Raw genomic sequence first — 26,750 nt, 5'->3', positions numbered from 1 at the left:
CTCAAAACTGTCAGTCAGCGTATAATGAATAACGCCGGATGCATTGGAAAACAATCTCGCTCAACGCACCGGCTTTCTTCAGAGATTATTATTGTTCGACTGGCGTTCGCGGAACGGCTGCTCTATGTTGCCCAAACCTCTCCTTTAGGCTCCCCCGATGCTTGAATTCTTCGACACGCTTACCCTGCTCCTGACGGCTGCGGCATTCATTGCCGGGATCATCGATTCCATCGCCGGCGGCGGCGGAATGATTACAATCCCCGCCTTGTTGCTGGCGGGTATTCCACCCGTTGAAGCGCTGGGCACGAACAAGCTACAGGGTCTGTTCGGTTCGTCATCGGCAACCATCGCCTATGCCCGCAAAGGGCACGTGAACATCAAGCAACACTGGCCCGAAGCACTTGCATCGCTCGTCGGCTCAGTGTTCGGCGCTTTGCTGGCAACGGTTCTGCCGGTCGACATCATGCGCGCAGCCCTGCCGATCCTGCTCATCGCTATTGCGATCTATTTTGCCGTCAAGCCGAGCCTCGGCGATGTCGACCGCACGCGACGCATCGGCCCGTTTCTTTTCGGCGTAACGCTTGTTCCGCTGATCGGTTTTTACGACGGTCTCTTCGGCCCCGGAACCGGATCGTTCTTCATGCTCGCTTTTGTGGCACTGGCCGGTTTCGGCGTGCTAAAGGCCACCGCGCATACAAAGCTTCTCAACTGCGCATCCAATGTCGGCGGCTTCGCAACCTTTGCCGCCGTCGGGGTCATCAACTGGAAGATCGGCATCTGCATGGGCGTAGCCCAGTTCATCGGCGCGCAGATCGGCGCAAGCCTCGCCATGAAGGTCGGTTCGCGCATCATCAAGCCACTTCTAATCGTAGTCAGCCTGGCGCTGGCAGTTCGTCTTCTGATGGACGGAACCAATCCACTGCGCCAATGGATCGGTTTCTAAACCCGAAGCGCGACCAGCACCACGCCACAGCCGATCAACACAATACCGAACCAGTTGATGGTCGACATGCGCTCGCCAAGGAATACCGCACCGAACAGAGCCACCAGCACAACCGACAATTTGTCGATCGGTGCGACGCGCGATGCGTCACCGATCTGCAGGGCACGAAAATAGGCAAGCCAAGACGCGCCAGTGGCCAGACCTGAAAGCACCAGAAACAGCCACGATCTTCCGGAAATCTCGCCGGGTTTCTGCCATTGGCCGGTAACGGTCAGGAACAGGCATAAAGCACCGATGATAACCAGCGTGCGCACGAGCGTGGCAAAATCCGAATTGATGCCCTGAATGCCTATCTTGGCGAAGATCGCCGTCAGCGCGGCAAAAACCGCGGACATAAGCGCCCAGAATTGCCAGCTATCAACCATTAGAACTCTATGCCTTTCTGCGCCTTCACACCTGAGCGGAACGGATGCTTTATCATCTCCATCTCGGTCACAAGGTCTGCCGCTTCCATCAACTCGTCCTTGGCATTGCGGCCAGTGATGATGACATGCTTCATCTCCGGCTTGGCTTTGAGAACTTCGATCACTTCCTCGACCGGCAAATAATCGTAGCGAAGCACGATATTCAGCTCGTCACAGAGCACCATGTCGTAGCTTTCATCCATAATCATGGCTTTGGCTTGTTCCCATGCTCCACGCGCCATGGCGATATCTCGCGTGCGATCCTGTGTTTCCCAGGTAAAGCCTTCGCCCAGCGCTGAAATCGTCACCTGCTCGGGAAATTTTTCGAGAACCCAGCGCTCCCCCGTATCCCATGACCCTTTGACGAACTGCACGACGCCGATCTTCATTCCATGGCCCAGCGCACGGAAAACCATCCCGAAACCGGCCGTCGACTTGCCCTTGCCCTTACCGGTATGGACGATTACCAGCCCCTTTTCCTCGGTCTTGGTCGCCTGAATCTTGTCGCGGGCGGCTTTCTTCTTGCGCATCTTGTCCGCATGGCGTGCATTCAGTTCCTCTTCCGTCATCGAAAGAAGTTTTTCCGATTTCTCAGCCATTTACCGCCCTTTCCGGATTCAATTTTTGAAGATTTGAACTCAATGTTTCCAGCTCGAACCGCGCAGAGTTGGAGCGAGGCGTCCAGAAACCCCGCGCGATGGCATCGTTGAGTTTGGCTGCCGTCTCGGCAAGTGCTGCCGGGTTTTTCTCTGCCATGAAATCATGCACCGACTTGTCGGCAATATAGGCCTGATAGACCGCCTCGAAGTGATGATTTCCGACCTTGCCGGTGGTCGCCGCAAAGGCGAACAGATAGTCGACCGTTGCCGCAATCTCCGCCGCACCTTTATAGCCATGGCGCATGACGCCTGCGATCCATTTCGGGTTGGCCGCGCGACCACGTACGACGCGTGAAAGCTCTTCTTCCAGTGCCCGGATCACCGGCTTTTCCGGGCGGGAATGGTCGTTGTGATAAACCGCAGGCATTGCGCCGCTCAAGCTTTCAACGGTCGCAGCCATCCCACCTTCAAACTGGTAGTAATCATCGCTGTCGAGAAGGTCGTGTTCGCGATTGTCCTGGTTTTGCACAACAGCTTGAACCGAACGAAGCCGTTCCTCGAGAAGGCCGCGCTCGGCCTGCCCTTCCTCACCTGCACCATAGGCGTAACCGCCCCAGACAAGCCAGGCTTCCGCCAGATCGTTGCGTCCGGCCCAGCCGTTCTCATCGATCAAGGCCTGCAAGCCCGCTCCGTAAGCGCCGGGTTTAGACCCGAAGACTCGATAGCCTGCGCGGCGCTCCGCTGTCTTTTCGTCTGCCCCATCTGCAACGAGACGCGCCTGCTCAATCCGCATGCGTGCTGCGATTGGGTTGTCTTCGGCATCCTCATCAAGAGCACCGACTGCTCGCACAGCCTTGTCGAACAGCGCAATCTGTTCCGGAAACGCGTCGCGGAAAAAGCCGGAAATGCGCAATGTCACATCGACCCGTGGACGGCCAAGCTTTGCAATCGGAACAATTTCGTATCCGGTTACCCGGCGTGACGCCATATCCCAGACCGGCTTGACACCGATCAGCGCCAGGGCCTGAGCAATGTCGTCGCCGCCGGTACGCATATTCGATGTGCCCCACGCGGTCAGGCCGAACGATGTCGGCCAATCACCATGATCCTGCGTATAACGGGTAATCAGGAGTTCCGCCGATTTGCATCCAAGTTCCCATGCTGCCGGAGTGGGAACGGCGCGACTATCGGTAGAGAAGAAATTGCGACCGGTTGGGAGTACATCGGGACGGCCACGCGTCGGTGCGCCGGATGGTCCCGGCGGCACAAACCGCCCGCCAAGTGCGGCAAGAAACCCATCTATCTCCGAAGGCCCGCAGGAAACCACCATCGGGCGCAGATGCTCCTCTATGGACTGGAGAACCGCCCGCGTCTGTGACCAGTCTGCGGGACACTCTATCTCCCCTGCAACAAAGCGGGCCGCTAGCAATTCGATACGCTCCACCGTATCGCCTGTGATACGCCATGTTGCAGGGCTCGCAACGCGCAAGAGCTCCGGTTTATCCCCCGTCCACGCCTCGGCCATGTTACAGTCGAGCGGGTCGAATGTTTTGCCAAGCCCGCAATCCGCAGCGATTGCACGCTGGAGACTTTGATCTCCCGGCGCACCACCAAGCGAAACCGGGATACCACGCGGCACACGCGCCAAAGCAACTAGAAGATCGGTCAGCAACCTTCCTTCAGGCGCGAGCCCGAAAATATGCAACCCGTCGCGTATCTGCATTTCCTTGAGATCGCAGAGATAGGCGTCGAGCTTTTGCAGCGCCATGTCTTCATCATCATGGTCGTGAATGCCCGCATCGCGATCAAGCCCGATGTCGCGCACGAGATCGAGTATCTGCCCTTTCAGCCTCAGCAGGCGGCGCGGGTCGACACCGGAGGCCTCGTAATATTCGTCCACCAGTGCTTCGAGGTCTTTCAGCGGCCCATAACTTTCGGCGCGTGTCAGCGGCGGCGTCAAGTGATCGATGATGACAGCGCTGGCGCGACGCTTGGCTTGCGTGCCTTCGCCCGGATCATTCACGATGAAGGGATAGATATGAGGTGTAGGACCGAACACAGCTTCGGGATAGCAGTTTTCCGACAGCGCAAGGGCCTTCCCCGGTAGCCACTCCAGATTTCCATGCTTGCCCATATGCACAATGGCATCGATGCCTGCGACCTCACGCAGAAAAGCGTAGAAGGCGATATAGCCGTGCGGCGGCACCAGATCAGGTGAGTGATATGTTTCTTTCGGGTCGATGTTGTAACCGCGTGCAGGCTGAATGCCGACCAGTGTTTCGCCCAACCTCATCAGGGGCAGCGCAAAGGCATTCAGCTCCCGCGCAAAATAAGGGTCATTTTCCGGCGCACCCCAGCGACCTTCGATTTCCTTCTGAATCGCAATGGGAAGTCTTTCAAAGAAAGCCTTGTATTGATTCAACGATATGGTTTCGCGAATTTCCCGCCCGTCACGCGCAGCGTTGGTCGGACCTGCCGTCAATGCACGCATCAATGCATCACCGTCCACGGGCAGGTCAGCGACGGGATAGCCGCCCTTCGCCATGGCGTGCAGTACTTCGACCGTTCCGGCTGGCGTATCGAGCCCTACCCCGTTTCCAAGCCGCCCGTCGCGGTTCGGATAATTGGCGAGAATAAGCGCAACATGCCTTTCATCGGGCGATTTCCGCCTCAACCGCACCCAGTTTGCAGCGAGTTGCGCCACAAAGTCCACCCGGTTTTCGTACGGCTCGTGGGTCACGATATTCGCTTCCACTGCCACATCGAACTGTTTTGCCGACTTGAAGGACACCGCACGCGAAAGCACGCGCCCGTCCACTTCCGGCAAAGCCACATTCATCGCCAGATCACGTGCCAGCAAGCCCTGCTGTGAGGTTTCCCAAATAGCTTTCGGCGTGCCGGAGAAAATCACCTGCAACACCATATTGCCGCGCTTGTCCAGCACGGTCGGCTTACGCTCCGCCCCCGGCGAAGAAATCGCAAATCCAGTAGCATTCAAAACGATATCCGGCGGACAATCCTCGAACAGACCGTCGACGACCGCCGCAGACAATCGATCCTTGAGGCTCGAAACGAATATCGGAAGCGGATTGAGACCTTTTGCCTGCAGAGCAGCAATCAGCGCATCAACAGGCTGCGTCTGTCCGCTTTGCACCAGCGCCCGATAAAAAATGATGCCCGCCACAGGTGCTTTTGCATCGCTCCAGTGTGAGCCTATGTTGTCCAGCGAGGAGATATGCTCTCCCGGCCACCACAGACCAGCCTTGAGCAGAGGTGCTGCACTTTCCGGCTTCTCGGAACCTGCAATCAGCGCAGCGCAATAGTGAAGGAATGCGCCCGTATTCGCCGCACCGCCCTCGATCAGATACTGCCAGAGTTCATTTCGTTCATGGGCAGAGATCGTCGAAAACCGGTCCAGCCCATGATCGGGCTTGTCGTCCCCCGGCAACACGGCAATCTTGATACCGTGATTGACGGCACATGCATGCAGTGCTTCCAGCCCGTAAGGCCAGTATGTTTCACCCCCAATGATGCGCACAACGATAAGCTTGGCATATCTGGCGGTGCGCTCCACATAGGCATCAACCGACATGGGATGGATAAGGCTCAGGAAATTGGCCAGCCGTAGACTCGGCAGGTCTGGCGCAAGCTTATGCGCCTGCGCCAGACTGGCAAGTTCGGTATCAGCGGCAGAAAGGAACAATATCTCTCCCGGCGTCTGGCCGAGATCGACGGCCTCGTTGCCGTCACTAATTGTTCCTTTCTGGGCGAGTAAAAGATGCATCGGTCAGACGGCGTCTTTCACGGCCTTGGCAATGACCGCTTCATCGATGTCATGCAGCCCGATCACGACCAGTCGCGTGGAGCGCGTTTCATCCTTGCTCCATGGGCGGTCAAAATAATGCTCGATACGCGGACCGACCGCCTGCACGACCAGACGCATCGGCTTGCCCGGTACATCGACAAAGCCCTTCAGACGAAGGATATCGTGCTCTGCAATGACTGCTTTCAGCTTTTCCGTAAATAGCTTGGGATCAGCAACCGAGCCTGCCTCGACCACGAAGCTCTCGAACTCGTCATGATCATGCTCATGCCCATCGGCATGATGGATTTCATGGTGAGACTTGCGATTGGCAATGTCGTCTTCGGTACCGACACCGAGACCAAGCAAAACATCAGCTCCAAGCTTGCCAAAGCTTGCAGGAACCATGTTCACCCGGCGCGGCGAACGCTCGGCCACGTCGGCCTTGACACTATCCAGCTTCGAGGCATCGATCAGATCGGCCTTGTTGAGAACAATAAGGTCGGCTGCATGAATCTGATCTTCAAAAAGTTCCTCTAAGGGGCTTTCATGATCAAGAGATTCGTCCGCTGCCCTCTGCGCATCAACCTTGTCATGATCATCGGCAAAACGCCCCTCGGCAACAGCGGCGGCGTCGATCACCGTAACCACACCGTCGACGGTTATCTGCGTCTTGATTTCCGGCCAGTTGAAAGCCGCGACCAACGGCTGGGGCAATGCCAGACCGGAAGTCTCAATCACGATATGATCGGGACGATCTGCGCGATCCAGAAGCTTGGTCATGGTCGGGATGAAATCATCGGCAACGGTGCAGCAGATGCAGCCATTGTTGAGCTCGATCACATCTTCCTCGCGACAGGTCTCGATACCGCATCCCTTCAGAATACCGCCATCGACACCAAGATCACCGAACTCATTGATGATCAATGCAATGCGTTTTCCATTGGCATTTTCCAGCAGGTTGCGGATCATCGTCGTTTTGCCCGATCCAAGAAAACCCGTAATGACTGTCGCGGGAATTTTCTGTCCCTGCATCGATTTATCCCTTCATTTTGAGCGGCAGCCCTGCCGCCATGAAATAAACTTCGTCCGCAACCGCGGCCACTGCCTGATGCAGAAAGCCTGCATGATCGCGAAATTCCCGTGCCATGCGATTTTCCGGCACGATCCCAAGTCCAACTTCGTTCGAAACCAAAACCACAGGTCCGGCAAGATCCGGCAATATGGCGACAAGACTCGCGATCGCGGTCGCTATATCTCGTTCGGCCATCATTAGATTGGTCAGCCACAAGGTCAGACAATCGACCAGAACGAACCGATCCTCGGCAGCGTACAATCCAAGTGCGCCGACCAGATCAAGTGGCTCCTCCACCGTCTGCCATTCAGAACCACGTCGGTCGCGGTGAATGGCAATGCGGCTTTCCATTTCCTTGTCGAAGGCGCGTCCTGTTGCCAGATACAGCGGCCTGAACCCCGACGTCTCAACCATCTTTTCGGCATAAGACGACTTGCCCGAACGGGCTCCGCCAAGAACCAGAACCGATTTTCCCGGCGAAGCCATTTTCATCAGCCTTCAATCTCGGACGAAGCGTAATGCTGGATAAACCAGCCAAGTGCGAGACCGATCACCGCCCACATGAACAGGTTCGTCGCCAGCGATGCGACTGCATATTGCGAAGCAAGAAGTGATGGAATCGGCGACGAAATATCTTCCGGATGCGGAGCACCATAGAGATGCGGCGCCACAATCAGCACCAGCCCGAGGATCTTTGCCCAGACTTCCTGGCGCAACACGATGAGATAGAGGCCCAAACCGCTTAGCACCACGGTAGCAATCCACCATAGCTGACGTTCGGCCAGATCAGCGGCAGGCATTGCCGGCAGTTCCGGCGATAATCCCAATGCAGGCAGAAACGCGACCGCAAAGAAGCCCGCAATACCCCAATAAATACCATTCTGCATTGTAATGCGGCGACCGAGAAGCAAGGCTATGCCGCCCAGAAGGAGGGCAAAACCGGCTCCAGCGACAAGATTGGCAAGAATCGTATTACCCAGCCGCCCAAATGGCAGTTCAGCCCCTTCTTCTTCCGAATCTGCGGCAGCGGCACCATGATCATGCGGTGCAGCTTCCGCCTCGCCGTGGCTGTGACCACCACCAGCATCTTCATAGGTCTCCGCCTGCAGGATCAAAGGCACTGTCTTCAAATACATGGCGGGAGTAACCAGCAGTCCGGCCAGAAGACCGGCGGCAAGCGTCGCCAATAAATAACGGATCAACATTTCTGTCCCTCAATAGCAATTTCGCGCCGATGGCCATCCACCATCGCGCCTTGCTTATTCAATTCCGAAAGATGGTCGACTGCTCAGTGGCAGGGAAAACCATAGGAATGACGCGTGTCATGTGCCGAATCGTGCAGCGCGTCGGAATGGGCAAGCCCCACGCCATAAATCAGGAACGCGCCGAGAAGCAGTGAAACGACAGCCGTGCCCAGACGGGCAGCGAGCGGCATTGCGAGTGTGCTGGAAACAGAATTTTGAGTACGTGCAGCCATGACAACCTCCGTGCAGGCAGCAGGGAAAAACCTCCCATGGGGTTCAGGCTCAATGCCCTCACGCAACAGGCAGGTCTCCTGGCTCACGGGTCGTAAGGATTGAAGCTACCTTCCCAGAAGTTTCAAACTCCCAGTGGCCACCGGTTGCCCGGCTTGCCTCATCCCTCTCCGCTCTACAGTCGCGGGGTCGGCTGCGATAAAGACGCCCGGTATGGGTCCGTCCGTCGCATTCCCTTTTGGTATTACCGGGATTCGTCCCGGCAAAACCTGTTGCGTGGTTTCAACACTAGGCTTTCGCCCCATCGACGTCAATCGTAGCCGGCACGTCTCGAACGTGGAACTGATTTTCACCTCAAGCTAAACAACGCATCAATATCAAGACAGGCTTCCAGCTCCCCGGCCAGTTCATCCAGTGCGGCCTCGACACCAGCGCGGTAGTTCACTGAGCTGCCGCGTACGCCAAGGTTCTCCAGAAATCTCCTGCGGAATTCGTCTGTGTTGAAAACACCATGAAGATAGGTTCCCATGATGCGCCCGTCCGGCGATATCGCTCCGTCGTCATGCTCGGCAATACGCGCAAAGGGCCTCTCCACATCCGGTCCGGTCGTACGCCCGATATGAATCTCATAACCTTCCAGCGGCGTATTATGGAGAAGCGAGGTTGCCTCCACATTGCGGACCACTTTTTCAGGCTCCATCAGGGTTTCGACATCCAGAAGTCCAAGTCCTCGAATATCGCGTATATGCCCCTCAATACCGGCAGGGTCGCTGATATGACGACCAAGCATCTGGAACCCGCCGCAGATGCCCAGCACATAGCCACCTCCTCTGACATGGGCAGCCAGTTCTCGATCCCAGCCATTGTCGCGAAATGCCAGCAAGTCGGCGATCGTTGATTTGGTTCCGGGCAGCACGACAAGACCTGCATCGTCTGGAATGCTGGAACCCGGCGGTACCATGACCACCTCGACGTCCGGTTCGGCCTTCAACGGATCCAGATCATCGAAATTGGCGATACGTGGCAGCATCGGCACTGCAACCACGAGCGACTTCTTGTCTCCGCGCGCGGCTCGTTCAAGAACGACCGAATCCTCAGCAGGTAATCGCGATACCGCTTTCAGCCACGGAACCACGCCAAACGAGCGCCAGCCGGTAAATTGGGTAATGGCAGTGAGCCCGTCATCGAAAAGAGAAATATCACCCCGGAACTTATTAATGAGAAAACCACGAACCATGGCGCGGTCTTGCTCGGACAAAATAGTATGGGTGCCGACCAGGGAAGCGATCACCCCCCCTCTGTCTATGTCACCGACCAGAACCACCGGAACGCCAGCCTGCGTGGCAAATCCCATATTGGCGATATCGCCAGCACGCAGATTGATTTCAGCAGGTGACCCCGCCCCTTCCACCAGCACAAGGTCTGCGCCGTCGCTAACCTTGGCGAAGGATTCCATGACTGCCGCCATGAGCTGCGGTTTTAGTTCCTGGTAATAACGTCCACGCGCTTCACCTCGCACTCGGCCCTGCACGACGATCTGGCTGCCCATTTCTGTCTGCGGCTTCAGGAGCACCGGGTTCATATGGACGGAAGACGGCACGCCGCAAGCAAACGCCTGCAGCCACTGGGCCCGACCTATTTCACCGCCATCGTCGCTGACTGCTGCATTGTTGGACATGTTCTGCGGTTTGAAAGGGCGAACGTTGAGACCACGATTACGTGCAGCACGGCACAATCCGGCAACAAGAACACTTTTGCCGACGTCCGAACCCGTTCCCTGAAACATGATTGCGCGTGTCATGGACTGCTGCGTAGCTTAAACTGAACTCGCTGGCAACGGCGCCTCATCCAGCCACCGTCTATGCAAAAATGCGCATCAGTTTATTACAAATGTGAGCAACATTATTCCAATGGAGCGTTGGCAGTCTCACAGGGGTATGATCTAGTCCGGTTACGAAGTGCAGTGCTACGGGGAGGAAACCATGGATGCTGCCGACCAGAACCAGTTCGAGCTGAACGAAGATCAGCTTGCCATTCAGGATGTGGCGCGGGGCTTCGCCAGTGATCGTGTCGCCCCGCAGGCTTTGCAATGGGATCGTGACAAGCACTTTCCTATTGATATTCTGCGCGAGACGGGACCACTCGGCATGGGTGGCATTTATGTGCGTGAAGATGTCGGCGGATCGGCGCTAAACCGGCTGGATGCGGTGCTCATTTTTGAAGCTCTGGCAACTGCATGCCCTTCATTTTCGGCTTTCGTTTCCATTCACAACATGGCCGCATGGATGATCGATACATACGGCAATGAGGCGCAACGTCAGCGCTTTCTGCCGAAACTCGCATCTATGGAATCGCTTGCCAGCTACTGCTTGACTGAGCCCGGATCCGGTTCGGATGCAGCGGCACTCAGGACGCGCGCCACACGCGATGGTGACCACTATGTCCTCAACGGTTCCAAACAGTTCATTTCCGGTGCGGGTGCCACGGATGTTTATGTGACGATGGTGCGTACCGGCGAGGACGGCCCCAAGGGAATTTCCACCATCGTTGTGCCAAAAGATGCACCCGGCCTTTCTTTTGGTGCCAATGAATTCAAGATGGGCTGGAACGCACAACCGACGAGAACCGTCAATTTCGACAATTGCCGCGTCCCGGCTGAAAACCTTCTCGGTGAAGAAGGGTCAGGTTTTCGAATAGCAATGGCAGGGCTTGATGGCGGTCGGCTCAATATTGCTGCCTGCTCGCTCGGCGGCGCGCAATCGGCGCTCGACAAGGCACTGGAATATTGCAGCCAACGCAAGGCCTTTGGCCAGACGATTGATCGTTTTCAGGCATTGCAATTCCGCCTCGCCGACATGGAAACTGAACTCTCGGCCTCGCGCCTTCTTCTTTACGCCGCAGCAAGCAAGCTGGATCGCAAGACCCACGATGCTGGTAAATGGTCGGCCATGGCCAAACGCTTCGTCACTGATAAGGGGTTCGACGTGGCGAATGAAGCACTGCAGCTCTTTGGCGGCTATGGCTATCTTCATGAATACGGAATCGAAAAAATCGTCCGCGATCTGCGAGTGCATCAAATTCTTGAAGGCACGAACGAGATCATGCGTGTCATTATCGCACGCCAGATGATCGGACGTTGAGTTTGGAGTATGCTCCAAGTTAACAACCGCCAAGGGAGGAATTCAATATGGCCACAATAGCATTTATCGGCCTTGGCAATATGGGCGGCCCGATGGCTGCAAATCTCGTGAAAGCTGGTCACACCGTCCACGGCTTTGACCTTTTGCCACAGCACCTCGAAGAGGCGAAAGCAAATGGTCTCTCGATCGCTGCGAGCGCATTGGATGCGGTGGCGGATGTCGACGTGGTGATCACCATGCTACCAGCGGGAAAGCACGTGCTCTCCGTCTATGAAGACATTGCGCCAAAAGCTCGAAAAGACTCACTTTTCATCGACTGTTCGACAATCGACGTGGACTCAGCGCGCAAAGCGCATGAGCTGGCAGCAAGCCATGGGCATCTTTCCATTGACGCCCCCGTTTCGGGCGGCACCGGCGGTGCTTCCGCAGGCACGCTGACCTTCATGGCCGGTGGCAGTGACGATGCGTTCAAACGCGGAGAACCGGTGTTGCAGCCCATGGCTGGAAAAGTCGTCCATTGCGGCGGCGATGGCGCAGGGCAAGCTGCAAAGATATGCAACAATATGATTCTCGGCATATCGATGATCGGGGTCAGCGAGGCTTTCGTTCTGGCTGAAAAGCTTGGTCTGTCACATCAGGCGCTCTTCGACGTGGCTTCGACGTCGTCGGGACAATGCTGGTCGTTGACGACCTACTGCCCAGTTCCAGGCCCCGTTCCGACATCACCAGCGAATCGGGACTATAAACCCGGTTTTGCTGCTGCTTTGATGCTAAAAGATCTCAAACTCTCGCAGGAAGCAGCCCAAAGCGCCGGCGCCGAAACACCGCTCGGAGCGCACGCACAGAAACTTTACAGTCTTTTTGATAGCGAAGGGCATGGCGGCGAAGACTTTTCCGGTATCATCAACTACCTGCGCTCCAAATCCGGGACCGAGTAAACAATTGCCCACGCAAAAAACTTGCATTGTTTAGATTTGCTTAAGTCTCTGATAACCGTACGGTAACGATGTTGAGCTAGAAAGGAGCACGAGACGGGTTTACCCGGCTCGACGCTCCGGATCTGGTACTGCGTACCGGAGCTCAGTATATCCCGCCAGTGTATTGTTCGGCGGAGATGCCATGCGTAATTGGCAAAACCGTGCACCTCTGGCAGCGCGGTTTTTGCCGTTAGGCTTCTCAAATAATTTCCCAAACTTTACCCATTGCTCTTGCCCCAGCGGAATTGCACAATTACACGCCTTTGTTACAAAGCTTTTTGAGCAGTCCGATTGAAATCCGGACATAATCCTGTGAAATGCAGACTGCTTCCAATGAAGCCTGCCACGCAGGCGATTTTTATTCAGGGCAATGAGTTTGACTGCACAACGATCAGCCACCGCTGCTTCTACTGCCGACAGGAAGCTTTTCGGCCTGCCTTTGGCTGCAATTTTCGTGCTGTGCTATTTCGCGCTTCAGACCATTCTCGTCACCGTCGTTTCCAATGGCGCTGGCCTCGATGATGCCGAGCAACTGGCCAATATCGGTTATCTGGACTGGGGCTATGGTGGATCTCAACCCCCTCTTTATACATGGATTACCAATCTGGCGGCGTCAGTGCTGGGCACGTCGATGCTTACACTCCAGATCGTAAAGTTCAGCATTCTTGCAAGTCTGTTCCTGAGCGTTTACGGCGCAATAAGGCTGTTGGGCTTCTCGCGTATTGTCGCTTCGGCCAGCATGCTCGGATTGTTTCTTATTCCGCAAATCGGATGGGAATCGCAGCGTGCGCTGACGCATTCTGTTGCGGGCACGGCAGGCTGTGGCTGGGCGTTTTTAGCTTTCGCCTGGCATATGCGTACGCGCAACATGGCTTCCGCCGCCGCGCTGGGCGTTGCCATGGCGGCAGCCATTCTCGGCAAGTTCAATGCCTCATTCTTTCTGATCATGCTGATCGTGACGGGACTTCTCATTCCCGAATATCGCCGGATACTGCTCTCCAAACTGAGCTTTGTTACGATCCTGGCATTTGCGGTCTGCTTCGGACCGACCGCACTTTGGATGTTTGCGCACAAATCGAGTGTCATGGCGCGCGCGAACAAATTTGAAATCGGCGCTTCTGGCAATGTTCTCTATGATCGGCTGATGGGTGTCGAAAGCCTGATAGAGGCAGCGTTTCTGTTCGCTATCCTCGCTCTTGCGATCGCGGGTATTATCGCAATCATTCACTGGAAGAAGAAAACTGCACCGTCGGCGCCCCTTACCACCGGCGAGAAGTTTCTGCGCCTTCTGATCCTGGTCGGGTTGATTATTGTTCTCGTTGGCGTTGTCGTGACTGGTGCGAATAACGTGAAGGACCGCTGGCTTCAGCCAGTCCTGTTCCTCACTCCGGCACTCATGGCCAGCCTTTTGGCTCGTTATCGGACCGGAAACAGAGCTTTGATTGACTACGCTGCTGTGAGCGCCGTGGTCGCCCTGATTGTCCCGCCAGTATTGAGCTATTATCTGACCTACGGTTCCAATTCGCCGCCCTATGGCCAGCTCGACTATCGGCATTTTTACGAAGAAGTTCAGGCAAAAGGCCCGTTCAAGACGATCCTGACGGACAACGCTCAGATACCGGGCAATTTCAGATTGTTTGATGCATCCTTACATGTCGTGCATCCTGAAACGCCGGACGTCAGAGCACATTTGACACCGCCCGTACTCGTCTTGTGGTTTGGTGGAGCTACACCTAATGAGCGCATTGCAAGGCTTTTGCAAAATGCGAACATCGCGGTGCCTCAAGATGGCATCGTCACCACTGACATCGAATACAAAACTCGGCCAGACAAGCACATTACCGTCAGCTATTTTCTGGTGCCGTAAAGAAAAGGCCCGAGAAAACCCGGGCCTTTTGTTCTCTTATTCCACGGTTTCCTGAACCGCATTGGCGGTGCCCTTCACGTCGCGGCCAACGCCGCGAACAGTATTTGCGCAGGACGCGAGCGTGAATGCGCAGAGAACAATAGCAATTGGGACAAGTCGGGTCAGCTTCATGACAGTCTCTCCAATGGGATGCGCGATTCTGTCGTTTTTAAAAAGACAGACGCATAGGGTTCCAAGTCTATTCAAACCAGTTATGCCTCCGCCACACACGAAGCCCTGCCCGGCATCTGGCGGTGAAGCCGATTCACTCGGCTGTCACAAAAGAAATCTAGCGCAGCGTTTTTCACTGGCAAGAGAATGCATTAGTTCCAATCCCAATAAACTGTGATCTGCTGTCAGCTAGAGCGAAAAGTCTCGAACCGACCGGAGCGACGATAGCCCTCGAACACACTTCGCAAATGGTCGGCAACGACCTGAATATGCGGCCCGGCTTCCGGCTTCACAACCAAGCCAAGCTGATAACGCCCCAGAGCGGGCAAACCATGTTCCGGCCCCAGAGCAACAATCCCATCGCTCAAGAGAGTTTTACCAAACGGCGCTATCGCAAGATCGGCCATGATCGCGGCCCTCTGTCCTGTCGAATGCGAACTCATATAGGCAATACGGTAAGGGCGACCGCTAGTTTCAAGCGCTTCGAGCGCACTGCCACGCCAGGCGCACCCCTCTTCCCAAATAGAAAGAGGCAGAGGTTCCCGACGATAAGCCGTGCCACACTTGGCACCGGCCCAGACGAGTTCTTCGTCCAGCAGAACCTCCACGTCACCCTTGTTCAATATCGTATGAGATATGTTGATCAGCGTAACATCGAGCCGTCTCTCATCGAGCCGCTTGCGCAGGTTACTGCTCTGGTCGATCACCACATCAACCGTTACGCCCGGATGGGTTTCCGCAAAGCGCTTGAGAACAAGCGGCAGAACACATTCGCCAATATCGTCCGGCGAGCCGAGCCGCACGACGCCGGTAACGGTCGGTGCGACGAACTTCGATACGGCCTCTCGATTGAGAGCCAAAAGACGACGTGCATATCCGAGAAGGACCTCACCGTCGCTCGTAAGCGTAACCGAGCGCGCATCACGATCGAAAACCGCAACACCAATCTGTTCTTCCAGTTTCTTGATCTGCATCGAAACGGCGGAGGGTGTGCGGAACACAGCATTCGCCGCAGAAGAAAAACTTCCTGTATCGGCAATCGCCACAAATGTGCGGAGCACATCAATATCGAGCATTGGGAGGGGGTGTTGAACGGGCGCTGTCATGACGGACTCCGTTTCTCTGCTCATTGTTCAAATTTTCTGATCTTAAGCCTTTCTATATTTCGTTTGATTGAACGTCAAGTGGGATGCACATTTAAAACACGAACAAGCAAAGCTGCAGCGAGCGTATCAACTGAGCTTTCCAAATGAGGAGAAAGAAAATGACCGTTCAATGCCAATCCGCTCCCAACGGCCGGGCAACAGTCGTTGACTTTACGTCAACTTCATCCGTTACGAACGTGCCCTCATGGCTGCTGGAATTTTATTCCAAAGTACAAAAACAGGCCGAATCCTGGTCTTACCAACGCCGTGTGAGACGCAGCCGTCGTGTGCTGGAATCGCTACCTGAGCACATACTGCACGATATCGGCTGGCCGAACGTGGATGATCGCCTGCCGGGAATCGCCAAAAACACAGCAGCGTTCAAGCGTGGGCAGTAAAGCCGATTGAGGGCGATCATGGGATCCGCCCTCAATTTCCCGACATAAAAATACCTTTTCGCGGCAGGCATTTAGCCGCACTGTGCAACCTTCCCGTTCTGTGTCTCAATAGAACACTATCTTGTTTGCGCCATCGCCCTCCCCCTGTGAAACCGGGCTAACGCGACGAGACTGCCGGTCTGAAAGCGACCGGGAAAAACCGGGCCCAAAACCACCCGGAGTCGTGACGGAGACACAAGGCTTTAGCTGCGTCGGGAACCGCAGCCGAGGCTTTCGAAAATGGGAACGGTCGGGCTATGATCCAGGCTTCATCGGTTAAGCGGTCTATTGTCTTTTTCCTGGTTCCAAACTTTTCGATGATTGCGTTCGCAACGGCTATCGAGCCATTGCGCATTGCAAATCGGATGCTGGGCTATGACGCCTATCGATGGCGCTTGACATCAGTAGATGGAAAGCCGGTGACAGCATCCAATGGTGTGGAATGTGCAGTCAACGCATCGCTGGAAGACGAGCGACGTTTTCTGCAGCGCGAACAGCGCCCGTCAATGGTGTTTGTCTGTTCCGGCGTCTATGTCGAGGAATTCCGTAACAAGTCGGTCTTCGCATGGCTACGCGAGGAATATAATCGCGGCGTGGCGGTCGGTGGACTTTGTACAGGTGCTCATATACTGGCCGCAGCCGGGCTTCTATCTGGAAAACGCTGCGCAATTCACTGGGAAAATCTTCCGGGCTTTTCAGAGGCATTCCCAAAGGCTGAGGTCTATGCCGATCTCTTTGAGGTCGATGGCAACCTTTACACCTGTGCAGGTGGAACAGCCTCTCTCGATATGATGCTGAAGCTGATCGGGGACGATTTCGACGCCAATTTGGTCAACAAGATCTGTGAGCAGGCCCTGACAGACCGCGTCCGAAGCCCACAGGATCGCCAGCGTCTACCGCTGCGTGCCCGGCTCGGAATTCAGAACTCAAAGGTGCTGACCATTATCGAGATGATGGAAGCCAATCTTTCAGAGCCGCAGGCACTGATCAACGTGGCCCATACGATTGGCCTGTCGCGCCGTCAGGTGGAGCGCCTTTTCCGCCAGGAGATGGGTCGGTCGCCGGCACGCTATTACCTTGAAATTCGTCTGGATCGAGCGCGGCATCTGCTGTTGCAATCGTCCATGCCGGTGGTCGAAGTCGCCGTTGCCTGCGGCTTCGTATCGGCGTCGCATTTTTCCAAATGCTATCGAGAGCTATACGGACGATCACCACAACAGGAACGAGCAGACCGCAAAATGCTCATCGCCGCTTGAGCACAACACCGAAGAAAGATGGAGCTGCACCTTGAACGGAGCAGTCCCATCCCAGTTATCTTCCGAAATAAAATCAAAACCATACAGACTTTTCCGGAATCAGCTCTATAGGTCCAACGGTGTGCAAACCTTGGATCGAGAAGCATGTCGCGAACAGGATAGCCCATGCTCGACCTGTCGGGATTTCCAGAAGCTGCGATGCAGTCGTCTGACGCTGCGAATATGTCGTATAAAGGCAAATGTCGCGACCAGCCAACGACTATGGTTTTGTCAAATACCAACTAGAGCGGTTCCAGTTAATACGGAGTCGTTGGAACCGCTCTATCCATCTTTTTCACGCATTATCCGACGCAAAACCGCTTCGCACTTTTGCTGGAAATGCTCCAGGGACGCATAAAATGGCAGAGTTTCCTAAGAAGGCGAAAGTTGTGATTGTCGGGCTTGGCGGTATCGTCGGCGCATCGGTTGCACACCATCTGATCGAGCGCGGCTGGGACGATATCGTCGGCATCGATAAGTCGGGTATTCCGACCGATATCGGTTCGACCGCCCACGCATCGGATTTCTGCTATGCGACGAGCCACGACTTTCTATCCTGCTGGACGACGCTCTATTCCATCGACTTCTATGAAAAGCTGGGCCATTACGCCCGCGTCGGCGGCATCGAGGTTGCTCGCGTCGGTGACGACGCGCGCATGGACGAAATCAAGCGCAAGGTTGCGTCGGGCAAGGCATTCGGTACCCGTGCCCGTCTGATGGAACCGGCAGAGATTAAGGAAAAGTTCCCGCTCATCGAGGAAAGCCTGGTTCAAGGCGGCCTTTGGGACCCGGATGCCGGCCTTGTCATCCCGCGTTCGCAAACTGTCGCTGGCAAGCTGATCGATCAGGCAGAAGCCGCCGGCAAGCTGCAGAGCTTTGCCAATACCCCTGCCCAGTCGCTGATCATCGAAAACGGCCGTATCAAGGGTGTGGTCACGCATCGCGGCACCATCGAAGCGGATTATGTCATTATCTGCGCAGGCCTGTGGGGACGTCTCATCGCCGAAATGGTCGGTGAAGACCTGCCGGTCATGCCAATCGACCATCCGCTGACATTCTTTGGTCCCTATAACGAGTTTGAGGGCACCGGAAAGGAAATCGGCTGGCCGCTCATGCGCGATCAGGGTAACTCTGCCTATATGCGCGACACCGGCGACCCGAAGACCGCAGAAGGCGGCCAGATCGAATGGGGCTATTACGAAGAAAAGAACCCGCGCTTGTGCCATCCGCGTGACCTTCTGGAAAAGCATGAAGCACGTCTCTCGCCATCGCAGCGCGATCTTGAGATGGACCAGATTCTGGAACCGCTAGAGCGCGCAATCGAACTGACACCTATTCTGGGCGAGCTCGGCTACAACGAAAGCCACTCCTTCAACGGCTTCCTGCAAGTCACGACCGATGGCGGCCCATCCATGGGCGAAAGCCAGAAAGTTCGCGGTCTCTGGTATGCGGCCGCTATCTGGGTCAAGGACGGCCCCGGCATGGGCAAGCTCATTGCCGACTGGATGACCGACGGTCGCACATCCATCGACCATCACGCCATCGACTATTCGCGTTTCTATCCGCACCAGATGACCGAGCAGTTCATCTGGGATCGCTGTACGGAAACGGCAATGAAGGTCTATAATCCGGCTGTTCACCCCCGCGAGCCTTTTTCCAAGGGGCGCAATATCAGGCGTTCACCATTCTATGAGCGCGAAGTGGAGCTTGGCGGCCATTTCATGGAACTTGGCGGCTGGGAGCGCGCGCATGGCTATGCCGCCAACGAGCACCTGCTGGAAAAATACGGCAATCGCGTTCCGGTGCGCGAAAACGAATGGGACAATCGCCACTTCTGGCGCGTTTCCAATGCCGAACATCTCGAACTGACTGAAAATTGCGGCATCATCAATCTCTCGCATTTCGCGATGGTCGATATCGAAGGTCCCGACCATGTCGAACTGATGGAATGGCTTTGCGCAGCCAAGATCGGTGGCGATGCCAATATCGGCAAGGGCATCTATACCCACTTCCTCGATGATGAAGGTATGGTGCGCGCCGACTTCACGGCAATCCGCATGGCTGACCGCATCCGCATGATCAACGGTGCCGATGCAGGTCCGCGCGATTTCCACTACATGCGTCGCGTGGCCGAAGATAAGGGCTTTGATGTCACCATCACCGATGTGACGGAGAAATACGTCACCATCGGCATATGGGGACCGAATGCCCGCGAGAATCTCAAGAAGGTCGTCGAAAATCCGGAAGGACTTGATCCGGAAAACTTCCCCTTCGCAGCCATCAAGCCGATCAGGATCACAGGCAAGGATGTAACTGCCTTCCGCATTTCCTATGTCGGCGAACAGGGCTGGGAATTGCACATGCGCTATGAAGACGGCCTTGCCGTCTGGGATGCGCTGCGATCTACGGGTACGATTGCCGTCGGCGTCGAAACCTATGCCAATACCCGCCGCATGGAAAAAAGCCTGCGCCTTCAGAACGCCGATCTGCTGACGGAGTACAATCTCCTTGAAGCCGATCTCGCACGCCCGAAGGTCAAGGAAGCCGATTTCCGCGGCAAGGCCAGGCATGTCGAATATCGCGCCCGTGAGCATCAGCCCGCCATGCTCTGCACGCTGATCATGACCGACAATATCGACTCGAAAGGCGTGGCCCGTTATCCCGTCGGCATCATGCCGGTCATGGAGCCCGAAACCGGCGAAACACTGGTCGATGAGCTTGGCCGTCGCTCATTCACCTCATCGGTGGCTTTCGGTCCAACCATCGGGAAAAACATCGCGCTTGCCTATCTGCCATGGAGCCATTGTCAGGAAGGGCGCAAGCTCACCGTCGAGTATTTCGGCGAAACCTATCCGGTTGAGGTCGCCTCCGTTGGCTACAAGCCGCTTTATGACCCGGAAAACCTCAAGCCGCGTAGCTGAAAAACTATACAGCAGCAAAAAGCCGGGCATCGTCCGGCTTTTTCAATGCAACAGTTCGGCGATCTTATTTCAGCGTGGCCTTGCCACCGCTGAGGGTAATCGTTTCGTCGCCAGTCAACGCTTCACGGTCGCCGTTTGGAAAAGTCACGAAGCAGCCAGAGGCGCAGAATTCGACGGTCTCGCCGGGTGCGACGATCATTTCGCGCTTGGAAGCGCCTTCCGTGACCACAATCGTCTGAGGACCGCTGTCATTGTTGGAAATTTGAGCCGCAAGAGCGCCGCCGACCATGGTTGCAAAACCGATTGCTGCACCAAGAACAAACTTACCCAGTTTGTTGACCTGATTTCTGTTCATACCGTCCCGACCTTTCCATCGCTCCCGCCGCGATATGTCCGATGTCGCATGAGCACTATTGCCCTCTGTCATCTTCTTTATAAGCGGACAAAACTGAACTGCAACTGAACGAAATGTTCATCAAGCGCGGTCGTCGGTATCTTCTTTCGCTTCGGGCTTCTCTGCGTTCGCCTTTTTCTTCCCGGCTGCGGAGGAAAGCTCCTTTTCCTTCTGCATCAACTCTGAAAGCTTCTCGATTTCTGGCACGCTGAGAATAAGATCAGTCGAGGACGAGGACAGATGCAAGCCTTCCTCATGGAAGCGTTCGACAATCTGGAACCTCAGTTCGTTCTTTATGCCACCTGTCGACGTTATGTCGGCCACATGGGCATAAACATCAAAGACCATCAGTGAATCGTTCATGCTTTGAAACGAAACAAAAGGTTCCGGGTTCTTCAGAATCGAAGGGTGCCCTCGAATGATTTCGAGAAGTAATGCATGAATCCGGCGAGGCTCTGCCGTATAGGAAGCCTGCACATTGATATCGATGCGTCCCAGCTTGTTACGGTGAGTCCAGTTGCCGACATTACCGTTGATGAGCGTCGAATTCGGCACGATGATCGACTGCTTCTGGAAGGTTTCCACTTCTGTCGCGCGCACGCTGATCTTCTTGACGATACCGCTGACCGTACCGGCTTCCACCCAGTCGCCAACTTTGAACGGGCGTTCCGCGAGAAGAATAAGGCCGGAAACAAAATTCTGGACGATGTTCTGGAGACCAAAACCGATACCGAGAGACAGGCCACCGGCGATCAGTGCCAGATTGGACATGTTGAACCCGGCTGCAGATACGCCCATCAGCGCCGCGAGACAAAGCCCCACATAACCTATGACCGTACGGATCGAATTACGAACGCCGGAATCGACACGGCCCCGCGCCATGACACTGTTGTCGAGCCAGTTCTGGAACCACCGCGTCAGCAAATAACCGATAACGAACAGCAATACGCCAGTCAGCAGCCCCATGAGAGAGATCGAAATATTGCCGATCTGGAAGCCGGTCATCAACTGATAGAAAGTGCTTTTCAGTTCAGCCCACTGAAAGCCGAGCTGCATGAGAACCAGCGGAATGCCAATCAGCGCCACGACGAGATTGATCAAGATCCCTGCCACAAGACCAAGCTGATCAAGGGTTGCGTCGTCGAAATGAAAACGCACCCGCATTGCCTTGCCGATCTGACTGGATGCGAATGCTTGTTCCTCGGAAATCGCTCTCCCCGTCAAGAAACCCATGTACATGGTAACGAGAAATGCGCCTGTGACCACGATCTGCTGCGATATGAAACGCGCCATGCCGATATAGCCGAAAACCGCGGTCAGAATGGGCAAAAGACCTAATATGATCAGGAATGTTCTGAATGCGCGCGGCCATGATCGGACGACGCCATCCTTTTCACGCTCAACGGGCTTCAAAAACGCAATCGCCAGAATGAGAACACCGACCATGACGGTGGCCAGCAAGCTTTTCGCCATAGTCAACGACAAAGGCGATGACAAAATCTGATTGACCTTCCCGAAGAAGGAATCGAGACCGCTAGTCAGTGCGGTTCCGGTTATCAGCCAGTTCAACACACGTCCCGGACGCGGTGCAACCGGAACCAGCCGCCACTGCGGCATATCCGAACTGATACACGCAGACGCCAGTCTGTGAATGAAGAAAACAAGCCCCAGCACAAGAAACAATGATTGGAACAAAGCCGCAATATCTGTTCTCAACACATTGAAATAATTCATAAAGAAGTAGGTTGTCGCCAGAAAAACACCAACCGCTGCCGACGGTATCACCGTAGACCAGAACGCGACCGAAAGGCGGCTTAGATAGGATGGCGACTCGACCGATGGATCACGCTGGTAGAGCGTGCCGAGAACCCGCCGCGCACCCATTTGGATAACCAATGCAGCAACGAACGCAAAAAAGGCGGCAGCAAGAAATGAATTGAGCTTGAACGTGCTTACAAAACGCCACCAGGACTGGACAATACGCCAGAGCGAAACCATTTGGGAACTCGCCGCCGCCGCAACTTCCGTGCCAAGCGTCGTGTCGATGTTCACGCGCTGGGACAGCGTCCTTGTAAAGAGGTCCCGGCGCATGTCGCCGATTTTTGCGGACATCTGATTGACGGAAAGCGACGTGTCTTCGGTCTCGCCGACGACAGCATTTATTTCTGCCTTTTCAGCGGTCAGACGGGCGCGTTCTTCACTGACGATTGCCGGTTCCGTCGGCTGATCGCCGGAGGGTGCGGGCCCCAACTGCTCCAGCCGTGTGTTGATTTCACTGAGGCGGGGACGAAATGCTACACCTGTGTCCAGAAGCTTCTTTGAAAGAGAGTCGAGCTGAAGCTTGAGATTGGCCAGCGTTTCATCGTTCGAAGCAGCCTTCGGGAGCTGATCGCTGATCCGCTTCGTTTGCTGCTTCAGATCATTGATGACCGGCTTTTGCTGTTGCACGACACCGGAAACGGGCGCAGGGGCCTTTTGCTGATCAGCGGCGGCCGGCGCCTGCTGCGATGAGTCGCTCTGCGGTGCTGCGGCTGGTGCGGATTGTGTCGTTGACGGCGTTGATGGTTTGTTGTCCTGGGCGAAGACAGGCGTAATGCTGCCCAGCGACAGGGCGCTTATCAGAAGAGAAAATGCAAGAACACGAAACGTCGATGAATATGCCAATTCAATTCTGCCGTTAAACAAGACATGGTTTCAACATAAAGCGCCCTAAAACGGATGCAAGGCGTGGCTCCTTACAAGATTTCATAACGCGCGGGAAGCGGACCCATAACGTATAAGACGGGCCTTGATGCCAGTATTTCCTTGTTCGTGCGAACACAAATGATTAATGAGGATTCGCAATGAGTGTGAAAAGCTGGCTCAACTCCACGGATAGACTCTAAAGAAAGTCTCAGCGATTTGATGAAGGGCATGAAAAACACGGAACAGCACAAACAGCATGGTTTCATGCTGTTCGTCACGTGCGTTCTGTCGTTTACGGCCTTTCTGTTTGCCGTGGACTTTTCAACGCTTGGCGAAGACGTCGCTCGTGGTCAGTCCGGCGGCGTCGTGGCAAGACAGATTGAAGGCAGTCCGGCAACGCCTGTTCGCCAGCAGTCCTCCCCCTCGCCGCAGCCTATGCGGGCGATTCTGATCGAAGCCATGGCTGCCAAGATCAAGGCAGTCTATCTCGACGGCACCGGAGCAGCACTGCCTGTTGCAGCGGTCGCCATTGTTTTTCCAAAGGTAAATTCGCCTGAAGCGGCCCAGAATTTCCAGCGCCTCACAGTTTTGCAGAGACATTTTGGCTCTGCCCGCGCGCCTCCAAAAAGCGCATAATACGCCATTCTTGAAGATTGGCCCTTACCAATCCCGAACACCATTACAAACAATGCCCGCACAGCTACTGATCGAGTGGCAATTGGGGCATATCAACCGGAACCTTAATCCATGCGTACTTCGAAATGGGTGGTTGTGCTGTATAGCCTGATCGTTGTGATCGGCGTCATCATCGCCTTACCCAACTTCTTCACTCAAAAGCACCTTGACGCGATGCCGTCCTGGTTCCCGAAGCGTCAGGTCACGCTTGGCCTCGATCTGCGTGGCGGCTCCTATCTCGTGCTTGAAGTCGATGCAGCCAGCCTCAAAAAGGACCGCCTGCGCTCTCTGCTTGACGATGCCCGCAGTAAACTGCGCGCCGAACGTATCCAGCCACAGTCGATCCGTGCCGTCGGCGACGCCGTTGTCGTGACCATCCCTGATGCCGACCAGCGCTCCAAGGCGGAAACCGCACTTCGCACCTTGATTTCACAGGTCAACACCAGTGGTTTCGGTACGGCAATCAATGACATAGACGTTACGTCGAACGACAATCAGGTGCGCCTGACCCTGACTGAAGCTGGTTTCAACTATCGTCTTGATGCCGCTCTCCAGCAGAGCCTTGAAATTATCCGTCAGCGCGTCGACCAGGTCGGTGTCGCAGAGCCTTCCATCCAGCGTGTTGGCTCGGATCGTATCGTCGTTCAGCTTCCTGGTCTTCAGGACCCGGCTCAGCTTCGCCAGCTTCTTGGAAGCACGGCGAAAATGAGCTTCCATATGGTCGCCGATGCCAATCCGAACGATACCCCGCCTCCGGGCGTAAGCATTATGCCGGATTCCAAAGATCCGAATATCAAGTACCCGATCGAGGATCAGATCGCTCTTTCCGGGGAGCGTCTCACCGATGCGCGCGCTGGCTTTGACCAGCGCACCAATGAGCCGATCGTATCCTTCCGTTTCGATAGCCTCGGCGCGCGCCAGTTCGCGGACATTACGACGAAAAACGTCAACCGTCCGTTCGCAATCGTGCTCGACGGCAAGGTACTGAGCGCACCGGTTATCCGTGAACCGATCACGGGCGGCTCGGGTCAGATTTCCGGTAGCTTTACCGTTCAGGATACGGTCGTTCTTTCCGCATTGCTGCGCGCTGGCGCCTTGCCTGCTCCGCTGACCGTTATAGAAGAACGCACCGTTGGTCCGGATCTTGGCGGCGATGCTATCAAGATGGGCCTGATCACCGGTATCGTCGGTTTCGTGCTTGTCGCAGTGTTCATCCAGCTCCTTTATGGCGTCTGGGGTACGATTGCCAATGTGGCGCTGCTGCTCCACACCCTGCTCACCTTCTCCGCCCTGAGCCTTATTGGCGCAACGCTGACATTGCCCGGTATAGCCGGTATCATTCTCGGTATCGGCATCGCGGTTGACGCCAATATTCTCATCAACGAACGTATTCGTGAAGAAACACGACGGGGCCTCGGGGCCATGGCCGCGCTGGATAAGGGCTTCCACAGCGCCTTCTCCACCATTGTGGATGCGAACGTTACGTCCCTGATCTCGACCTTGCTGCTGTTCACCTTCGGCACTGGTCCGGTTCGCGGCTTTGCGATCACCATGATGCTCGGCATCGCAATCTCCATGTTCACGGATGTGACGCTGGTTCGCATGGCGATGGCCTGGTATGTCCGTAAGCGTAAGCTGAAGGTACTCGTCATCGAGCCGTTCCTGAAATTCGTTCCTGAAAAGACGAATATCAGCTTCATGAACGCTCGCTTCGTCGGTATTGGCGTCTCGATCGTGCTGTCTATTCTGTCGATTGGTCTGTTCTTCAAGCCGGGGCTGAATTATGGCATCGACTTCAAGGGCGGCATTCAGGCCGAAATCGTCACGTCGCAACCAGCCGATCTGGCGCAATTGCGCGAAAAGCTTGGCTCGCTGGGGCTTGGTGAAGTAGCACTTCAGTCTGCCGGTAGCCCGAACGATGTTCTGATCCGCGTTCAGCGTCAGGACGGTGGCGAAGAAGCGCAAACAGTTGCTGTCAACAAGATGCGTGAGGCAGTGACCGAACTCGATCCCGGCGTGAAGATCGAGCGTACGGAAGTCGTCGGCCCGAAAGTTTCCGGTGAACTAGCGCGTTCCGGCTTCATCGCCGTCATTCTGTCGGCGCTGGGCATGCTCATCTATCTCTGGTGGCGTTTCGAATGGTTCTTTGCGATGGGCGCGATCATCACGCTCGTCCTCGACACCACGAAGATGGTCGGCTTCTTTGCGCTGTTCCAGCTCGACTTCAACCTGACCGCCATCGCAGCGCTTCTGACCGCTATCGGTTACTCGGTAAACGATAAGGTCGTGGTTTATGACCGCATGCGTGAAAACATGCGTCTTTATAAATCGAAGCCGCTGCGCGAGATCATCGATATGAGTATCAATCAGGTTCTCGTCCGCTGTATTTATACATCGGTGACGACATTCCTGTGTATGCTCCCGATGGCTATATGGGGCGGTAGCGCGGTTCATAATTTTGCCGTGCCGATGCTGTTCGGTATCGTTATCGCAACATCGTCGTCGATCTTCATCGCCGCTCCGATTCTGCTTCTGCTGGGCAACTGGTGGCAACACCGCAAGGAAGCACATCAGGCTATTGAAGACAGCGCCGCAGCGCAGAAATAACCCGTTTGCCGGGCAAGGCTCAGGCCTTGCCCGGCTCCC

General features: G+C 55.4%; 21 protein-coding genes and 1 riboswitch. Of the genes, 9 read left to right on the top strand and 12 right to left on the bottom strand.

Features of this window, described 5'->3' with window-relative positions:
• Window positions 1–157 precede the first annotated feature (157 nt).
• Window positions 158–943, top strand: a complete 786-nt coding sequence (locus FIB18_RS18955) for a TSUP family transporter (RefSeq protein WP_140022183.1) — start codon at window positions 158–160, stop codon at window positions 941–943.
• Here FIB18_RS18955 and FIB18_RS18950 read toward each other — a convergent pair.
• The 8 genes from FIB18_RS18950 to FIB18_RS18915 form a co-directional block, all read right to left on the bottom strand.
• Window positions 940–1,368, bottom strand: coding sequence for an EamA family transporter (locus tag FIB18_RS18950; RefSeq protein ID WP_140022182.1), 429 nt, complete (start codon window positions 1,366–1,368; stop codon window positions 940–942). The two genes, FIB18_RS18955 and FIB18_RS18950, sit on opposite strands and share 4 nt — an antisense overlap.
• Window positions 1,368–2,006: a cob(I)yrinic acid a,c-diamide adenosyltransferase gene (gene cobO, locus FIB18_RS18945; RefSeq protein WP_140022181.1), complete on the bottom strand. Its 639-nt coding sequence runs from the start codon at window positions 2,004–2,006 to the stop codon at window positions 1,368–1,370. The genes FIB18_RS18950 and cobO overlap by 1 nt, the downstream gene beginning before the upstream one ends.
• The gene (cobN, locus tag FIB18_RS18940) at window positions 1,999–5,790 is read right to left on the bottom strand and encodes a cobaltochelatase subunit CobN (protein WP_140022180.1); all 3,792 of its coding nucleotides are present in this window, start codon (window positions 5,788–5,790) and stop codon (window positions 1,999–2,001) included. Before cobN ends, cobO begins: the two co-directional genes overlap by 8 nt.
• Window positions 5,791–5,793: 3 nt before the next feature.
• Complete coding sequence (gene cobW / locus FIB18_RS18935) at window positions 5,794–6,843, bottom strand: cobalamin biosynthesis protein CobW (RefSeq protein WP_140022179.1); 1,050 nt, start codon at window positions 6,841–6,843, stop codon at window positions 5,794–5,796.
• A 4-nt stretch (window positions 6,844–6,847) separates the two neighbouring features.
• The gene (cobU, locus tag FIB18_RS18930; protein WP_140022178.1) at window positions 6,848–7,369 is read right to left on the bottom strand and encodes a bifunctional adenosylcobinamide kinase/adenosylcobinamide-phosphate guanylyltransferase; all 522 of its coding nucleotides are present in this window, start codon (window positions 7,367–7,369) and stop codon (window positions 6,848–6,850) included.
• A gap of 5 nt (window positions 7,370–7,374) precedes the next feature.
• Window positions 7,375–8,088: a CbtA family protein gene (locus FIB18_RS18925; protein WP_140022177.1), complete on the bottom strand. Its 714-nt coding sequence runs from the start codon at window positions 8,086–8,088 to the stop codon at window positions 7,375–7,377.
• 83 nt (window positions 8,089–8,171) lie between these two features.
• Window positions 8,172–8,360 (bottom strand): CbtB domain-containing protein, encoded by a 189-nt coding sequence (locus FIB18_RS18920; protein WP_140022176.1) that lies wholly within the window; start codon window positions 8,358–8,360, stop codon window positions 8,172–8,174.
• Between the two features lie 51 nt (window positions 8,361–8,411).
• Window positions 8,412–8,646: riboswitch (cobalamin riboswitch) on the bottom strand.
• A 61-nt stretch (window positions 8,647–8,707) separates the two neighbouring features.
• Window positions 8,708–10,159 carry a cobyric acid synthase gene (locus FIB18_RS18915; protein ID WP_140022175.1) on the bottom strand — a complete coding sequence of 484 codons (1,452 nt, stop codon included), beginning with the start codon at window positions 10,157–10,159 and terminating at the stop codon, window positions 8,708–8,710.
• Window positions 10,160–10,340: 181 nt separating this feature from the next.
• Between FIB18_RS18915 and FIB18_RS18910 the strand changes: the two genes are divergently transcribed.
• The 3 genes from FIB18_RS18910 to FIB18_RS18900 all read left to right on the top strand — a co-directional run bounded on the left by FIB18_RS18910 (window position 10,341) and on the right by FIB18_RS18900 (window position 14,342).
• Entirely contained in the window at window positions 10,341–11,498 is a 1,158-nt protein-coding gene (locus tag FIB18_RS18910) for an isobutyryl-CoA dehydrogenase (RefSeq protein ID WP_140022174.1), read from the top strand.
• A 47-nt stretch (window positions 11,499–11,545) separates the two neighbouring features.
• Complete coding sequence (gene mmsB, locus FIB18_RS18905; RefSeq protein ID WP_140022173.1) at window positions 11,546–12,436, top strand: 3-hydroxyisobutyrate dehydrogenase; 891 nt, start codon at window positions 11,546–11,548, stop codon at window positions 12,434–12,436.
• Between the two features lie 409 nt (window positions 12,437–12,845).
• Window positions 12,846–14,342 (top strand): ArnT family glycosyltransferase, encoded by a 1,497-nt coding sequence (locus FIB18_RS18900; RefSeq protein WP_140022172.1) that lies wholly within the window; start codon window positions 12,846–12,848, stop codon window positions 14,340–14,342.
• A gap of 36 nt (window positions 14,343–14,378) precedes the next feature.
• Here the strand turns inward: FIB18_RS18900 and FIB18_RS18895 are convergent, their stop codons facing one another.
• Together FIB18_RS18895 and FIB18_RS18890 are read right to left on the bottom strand one after the other, a co-directional pair.
• Entirely contained in the window at window positions 14,379–14,513 is a 135-nt protein-coding gene (locus tag FIB18_RS18895; protein ID WP_140022171.1) for an entericidin A/B family lipoprotein, read from the bottom strand.
• A gap of 224 nt (window positions 14,514–14,737) precedes the next feature.
• Window positions 14,738–15,658, bottom strand: a complete 921-nt coding sequence (locus FIB18_RS18890; RefSeq protein WP_140022170.1) for a LysR family transcriptional regulator — start codon at window positions 15,656–15,658, stop codon at window positions 14,738–14,740.
• A 158-nt stretch (window positions 15,659–15,816) separates the two neighbouring features.
• Between FIB18_RS18890 and FIB18_RS18885 the strand changes: the two genes are divergently transcribed.
• From FIB18_RS18885 to FIB18_RS18870, 3 genes are all read left to right on the top strand, one after another.
• Window positions 15,817–16,095 (top strand): DUF1127 domain-containing protein, encoded by a 279-nt coding sequence (locus FIB18_RS18885; protein WP_140022169.1) that lies wholly within the window; start codon window positions 15,817–15,819, stop codon window positions 16,093–16,095.
• Between the two features lie 296 nt (window positions 16,096–16,391).
• Entirely contained in the window at window positions 16,392–17,390 is a 999-nt protein-coding gene (locus tag FIB18_RS18880; RefSeq protein ID WP_104755882.1) for a GlxA family transcriptional regulator, read from the top strand.
• Between the two features lie 398 nt (window positions 17,391–17,788).
• Window positions 17,789–20,350, top strand: coding sequence for a GcvT family protein (locus FIB18_RS18870; RefSeq protein ID WP_140022167.1), 2,562 nt, complete (start codon window positions 17,789–17,791; stop codon window positions 20,348–20,350).
• 64 nt (window positions 20,351–20,414) lie between these two features.
• Here FIB18_RS18870 and FIB18_RS18865 read toward each other — a convergent pair whose 3' ends face one another.
• Together FIB18_RS18865 and FIB18_RS18860 are read right to left on the bottom strand one after the other, a co-directional pair.
• The gene (locus FIB18_RS18865; RefSeq protein ID WP_140022166.1) at window positions 20,415–20,705 is read right to left on the bottom strand and encodes a hypothetical protein; all 291 of its coding nucleotides are present in this window, start codon (window positions 20,703–20,705) and stop codon (window positions 20,415–20,417) included.
• A 120-nt stretch (window positions 20,706–20,825) separates the two neighbouring features.
• A complete protein-coding gene (locus tag FIB18_RS18860) occupies window positions 20,826–23,408 on the bottom strand; it encodes a mechanosensitive ion channel family protein (protein ID WP_140022165.1) in 2,583 nt (860 codons plus the stop codon).
• 240 nt (window positions 23,409–23,648) lie between these two features.
• Here FIB18_RS18860 and FIB18_RS18855 point away from each other — a divergent pair, with 240 nt between their 5' ends.
• Complete coding sequence (locus FIB18_RS18855) at window positions 23,649–24,065, top strand: hypothetical protein (RefSeq protein ID WP_140022164.1); 417 nt, start codon at window positions 23,649–23,651, stop codon at window positions 24,063–24,065.
• 111 nt (window positions 24,066–24,176) lie between these two features.
• Window positions 24,177–26,711, top strand: a complete 2,535-nt coding sequence (gene secD / locus FIB18_RS18850) for a protein translocase subunit SecD (protein ID WP_140022163.1) — start codon at window positions 24,177–24,179, stop codon at window positions 26,709–26,711.
• Window positions 26,712–26,750 lie beyond the last annotated feature (39 nt).

This window comes from Brucella pecoris, assembly GCF_006376675.1.
GTDB lineage: Bacteria > Pseudomonadota > Alphaproteobacteria > Rhizobiales > Rhizobiaceae > Brucella > Brucella pecoris.
Note: the sequence above shows the minus strand (reverse complement) of the source record. Positions and strands in the feature narration are given on the sequence as shown.

What these genes read in the sequence shown, in the direction of transcription:
- FIB18_RS18955 (WP_140022183.1), top strand. Translation starts at nt 158, where the DNA reads ATGCTTGAATTCTTCGACACGCTTACCCTGCTCCTGACGGCTGCGGCA.
- FIB18_RS18950 (WP_140022182.1), bottom strand. Translation starts at nt 1,368, where the DNA reads ATGGTTGATAGCTGGCAATTCTGGGCGCTTATGTCCGCGGTTTTTGCC.
- cobO (WP_140022181.1), bottom strand. Translation starts at nt 2,006, where the DNA reads ATGGCTGAGAAATCGGAAAAACTTCTTTCGATGACGGAAGAGGAACTG.
- cobN (WP_140022180.1), bottom strand. Translation starts at nt 5,790, where the DNA reads ATGCATCTTTTACTCGCCCAGAAAGGAACAATTAGTGACGGCAACGAG.
- cobW (WP_140022179.1), bottom strand. Translation starts at nt 6,843, where the DNA reads ATGCAGGGACAGAAAATTCCCGCGACAGTCATTACGGGTTTTCTTGGA.
- cobU (WP_140022178.1), bottom strand. Translation starts at nt 7,369, where the DNA reads ATGGCTTCGCCGGGAAAATCGGTTCTGGTTCTTGGCGGAGCCCGTTCG.
- FIB18_RS18925 (WP_140022177.1), bottom strand. Translation starts at nt 8,088, where the DNA reads ATGTTGATCCGTTATTTATTGGCGACGCTTGCCGCCGGTCTTCTGGCC.
- FIB18_RS18920 (WP_140022176.1), bottom strand. Translation starts at nt 8,360, where the DNA reads ATGGCTGCACGTACTCAAAATTCTGTTTCCAGCACACTCGCAATGCCG.
- FIB18_RS18915 (WP_140022175.1), bottom strand. Translation starts at nt 10,159, where the DNA reads ATGACACGCGCAATCATGTTTCAGGGAACGGGTTCGGACGTCGGCAAA.
- FIB18_RS18910 (WP_140022174.1), top strand. Translation starts at nt 10,341, where the DNA reads ATGGATGCTGCCGACCAGAACCAGTTCGAGCTGAACGAAGATCAGCTT.
- mmsB (WP_140022173.1), top strand. Translation starts at nt 11,546, where the DNA reads ATGGCCACAATAGCATTTATCGGCCTTGGCAATATGGGCGGCCCGATG.
- FIB18_RS18900 (WP_140022172.1), top strand. Translation starts at nt 12,846, where the DNA reads ATGAGTTTGACTGCACAACGATCAGCCACCGCTGCTTCTACTGCCGAC.
- FIB18_RS18895 (WP_140022171.1), bottom strand. Translation starts at nt 14,513, where the DNA reads ATGAAGCTGACCCGACTTGTCCCAATTGCTATTGTTCTCTGCGCATTC.
- FIB18_RS18890 (WP_140022170.1), bottom strand. Translation starts at nt 15,658, where the DNA reads ATGACAGCGCCCGTTCAACACCCCCTCCCAATGCTCGATATTGATGTG.
- FIB18_RS18885 (WP_140022169.1), top strand. Translation starts at nt 15,817, where the DNA reads ATGACCGTTCAATGCCAATCCGCTCCCAACGGCCGGGCAACAGTCGTT.
- FIB18_RS18880 (WP_104755882.1), top strand. Translation starts at nt 16,392, where the DNA reads ATGATCCAGGCTTCATCGGTTAAGCGGTCTATTGTCTTTTTCCTGGTT.
- FIB18_RS18870 (WP_140022167.1), top strand. Translation starts at nt 17,789, where the DNA reads ATGGCAGAGTTTCCTAAGAAGGCGAAAGTTGTGATTGTCGGGCTTGGC.
- FIB18_RS18865 (WP_140022166.1), bottom strand. Translation starts at nt 20,705, where the DNA reads ATGAACAGAAATCAGGTCAACAAACTGGGTAAGTTTGTTCTTGGTGCA.
- FIB18_RS18855 (WP_140022164.1), top strand. Translation starts at nt 23,649, where the DNA reads ATGAAGGGCATGAAAAACACGGAACAGCACAAACAGCATGGTTTCATG.
- secD (WP_140022163.1), top strand. Translation starts at nt 24,177, where the DNA reads ATGCGTACTTCGAAATGGGTGGTTGTGCTGTATAGCCTGATCGTTGTG.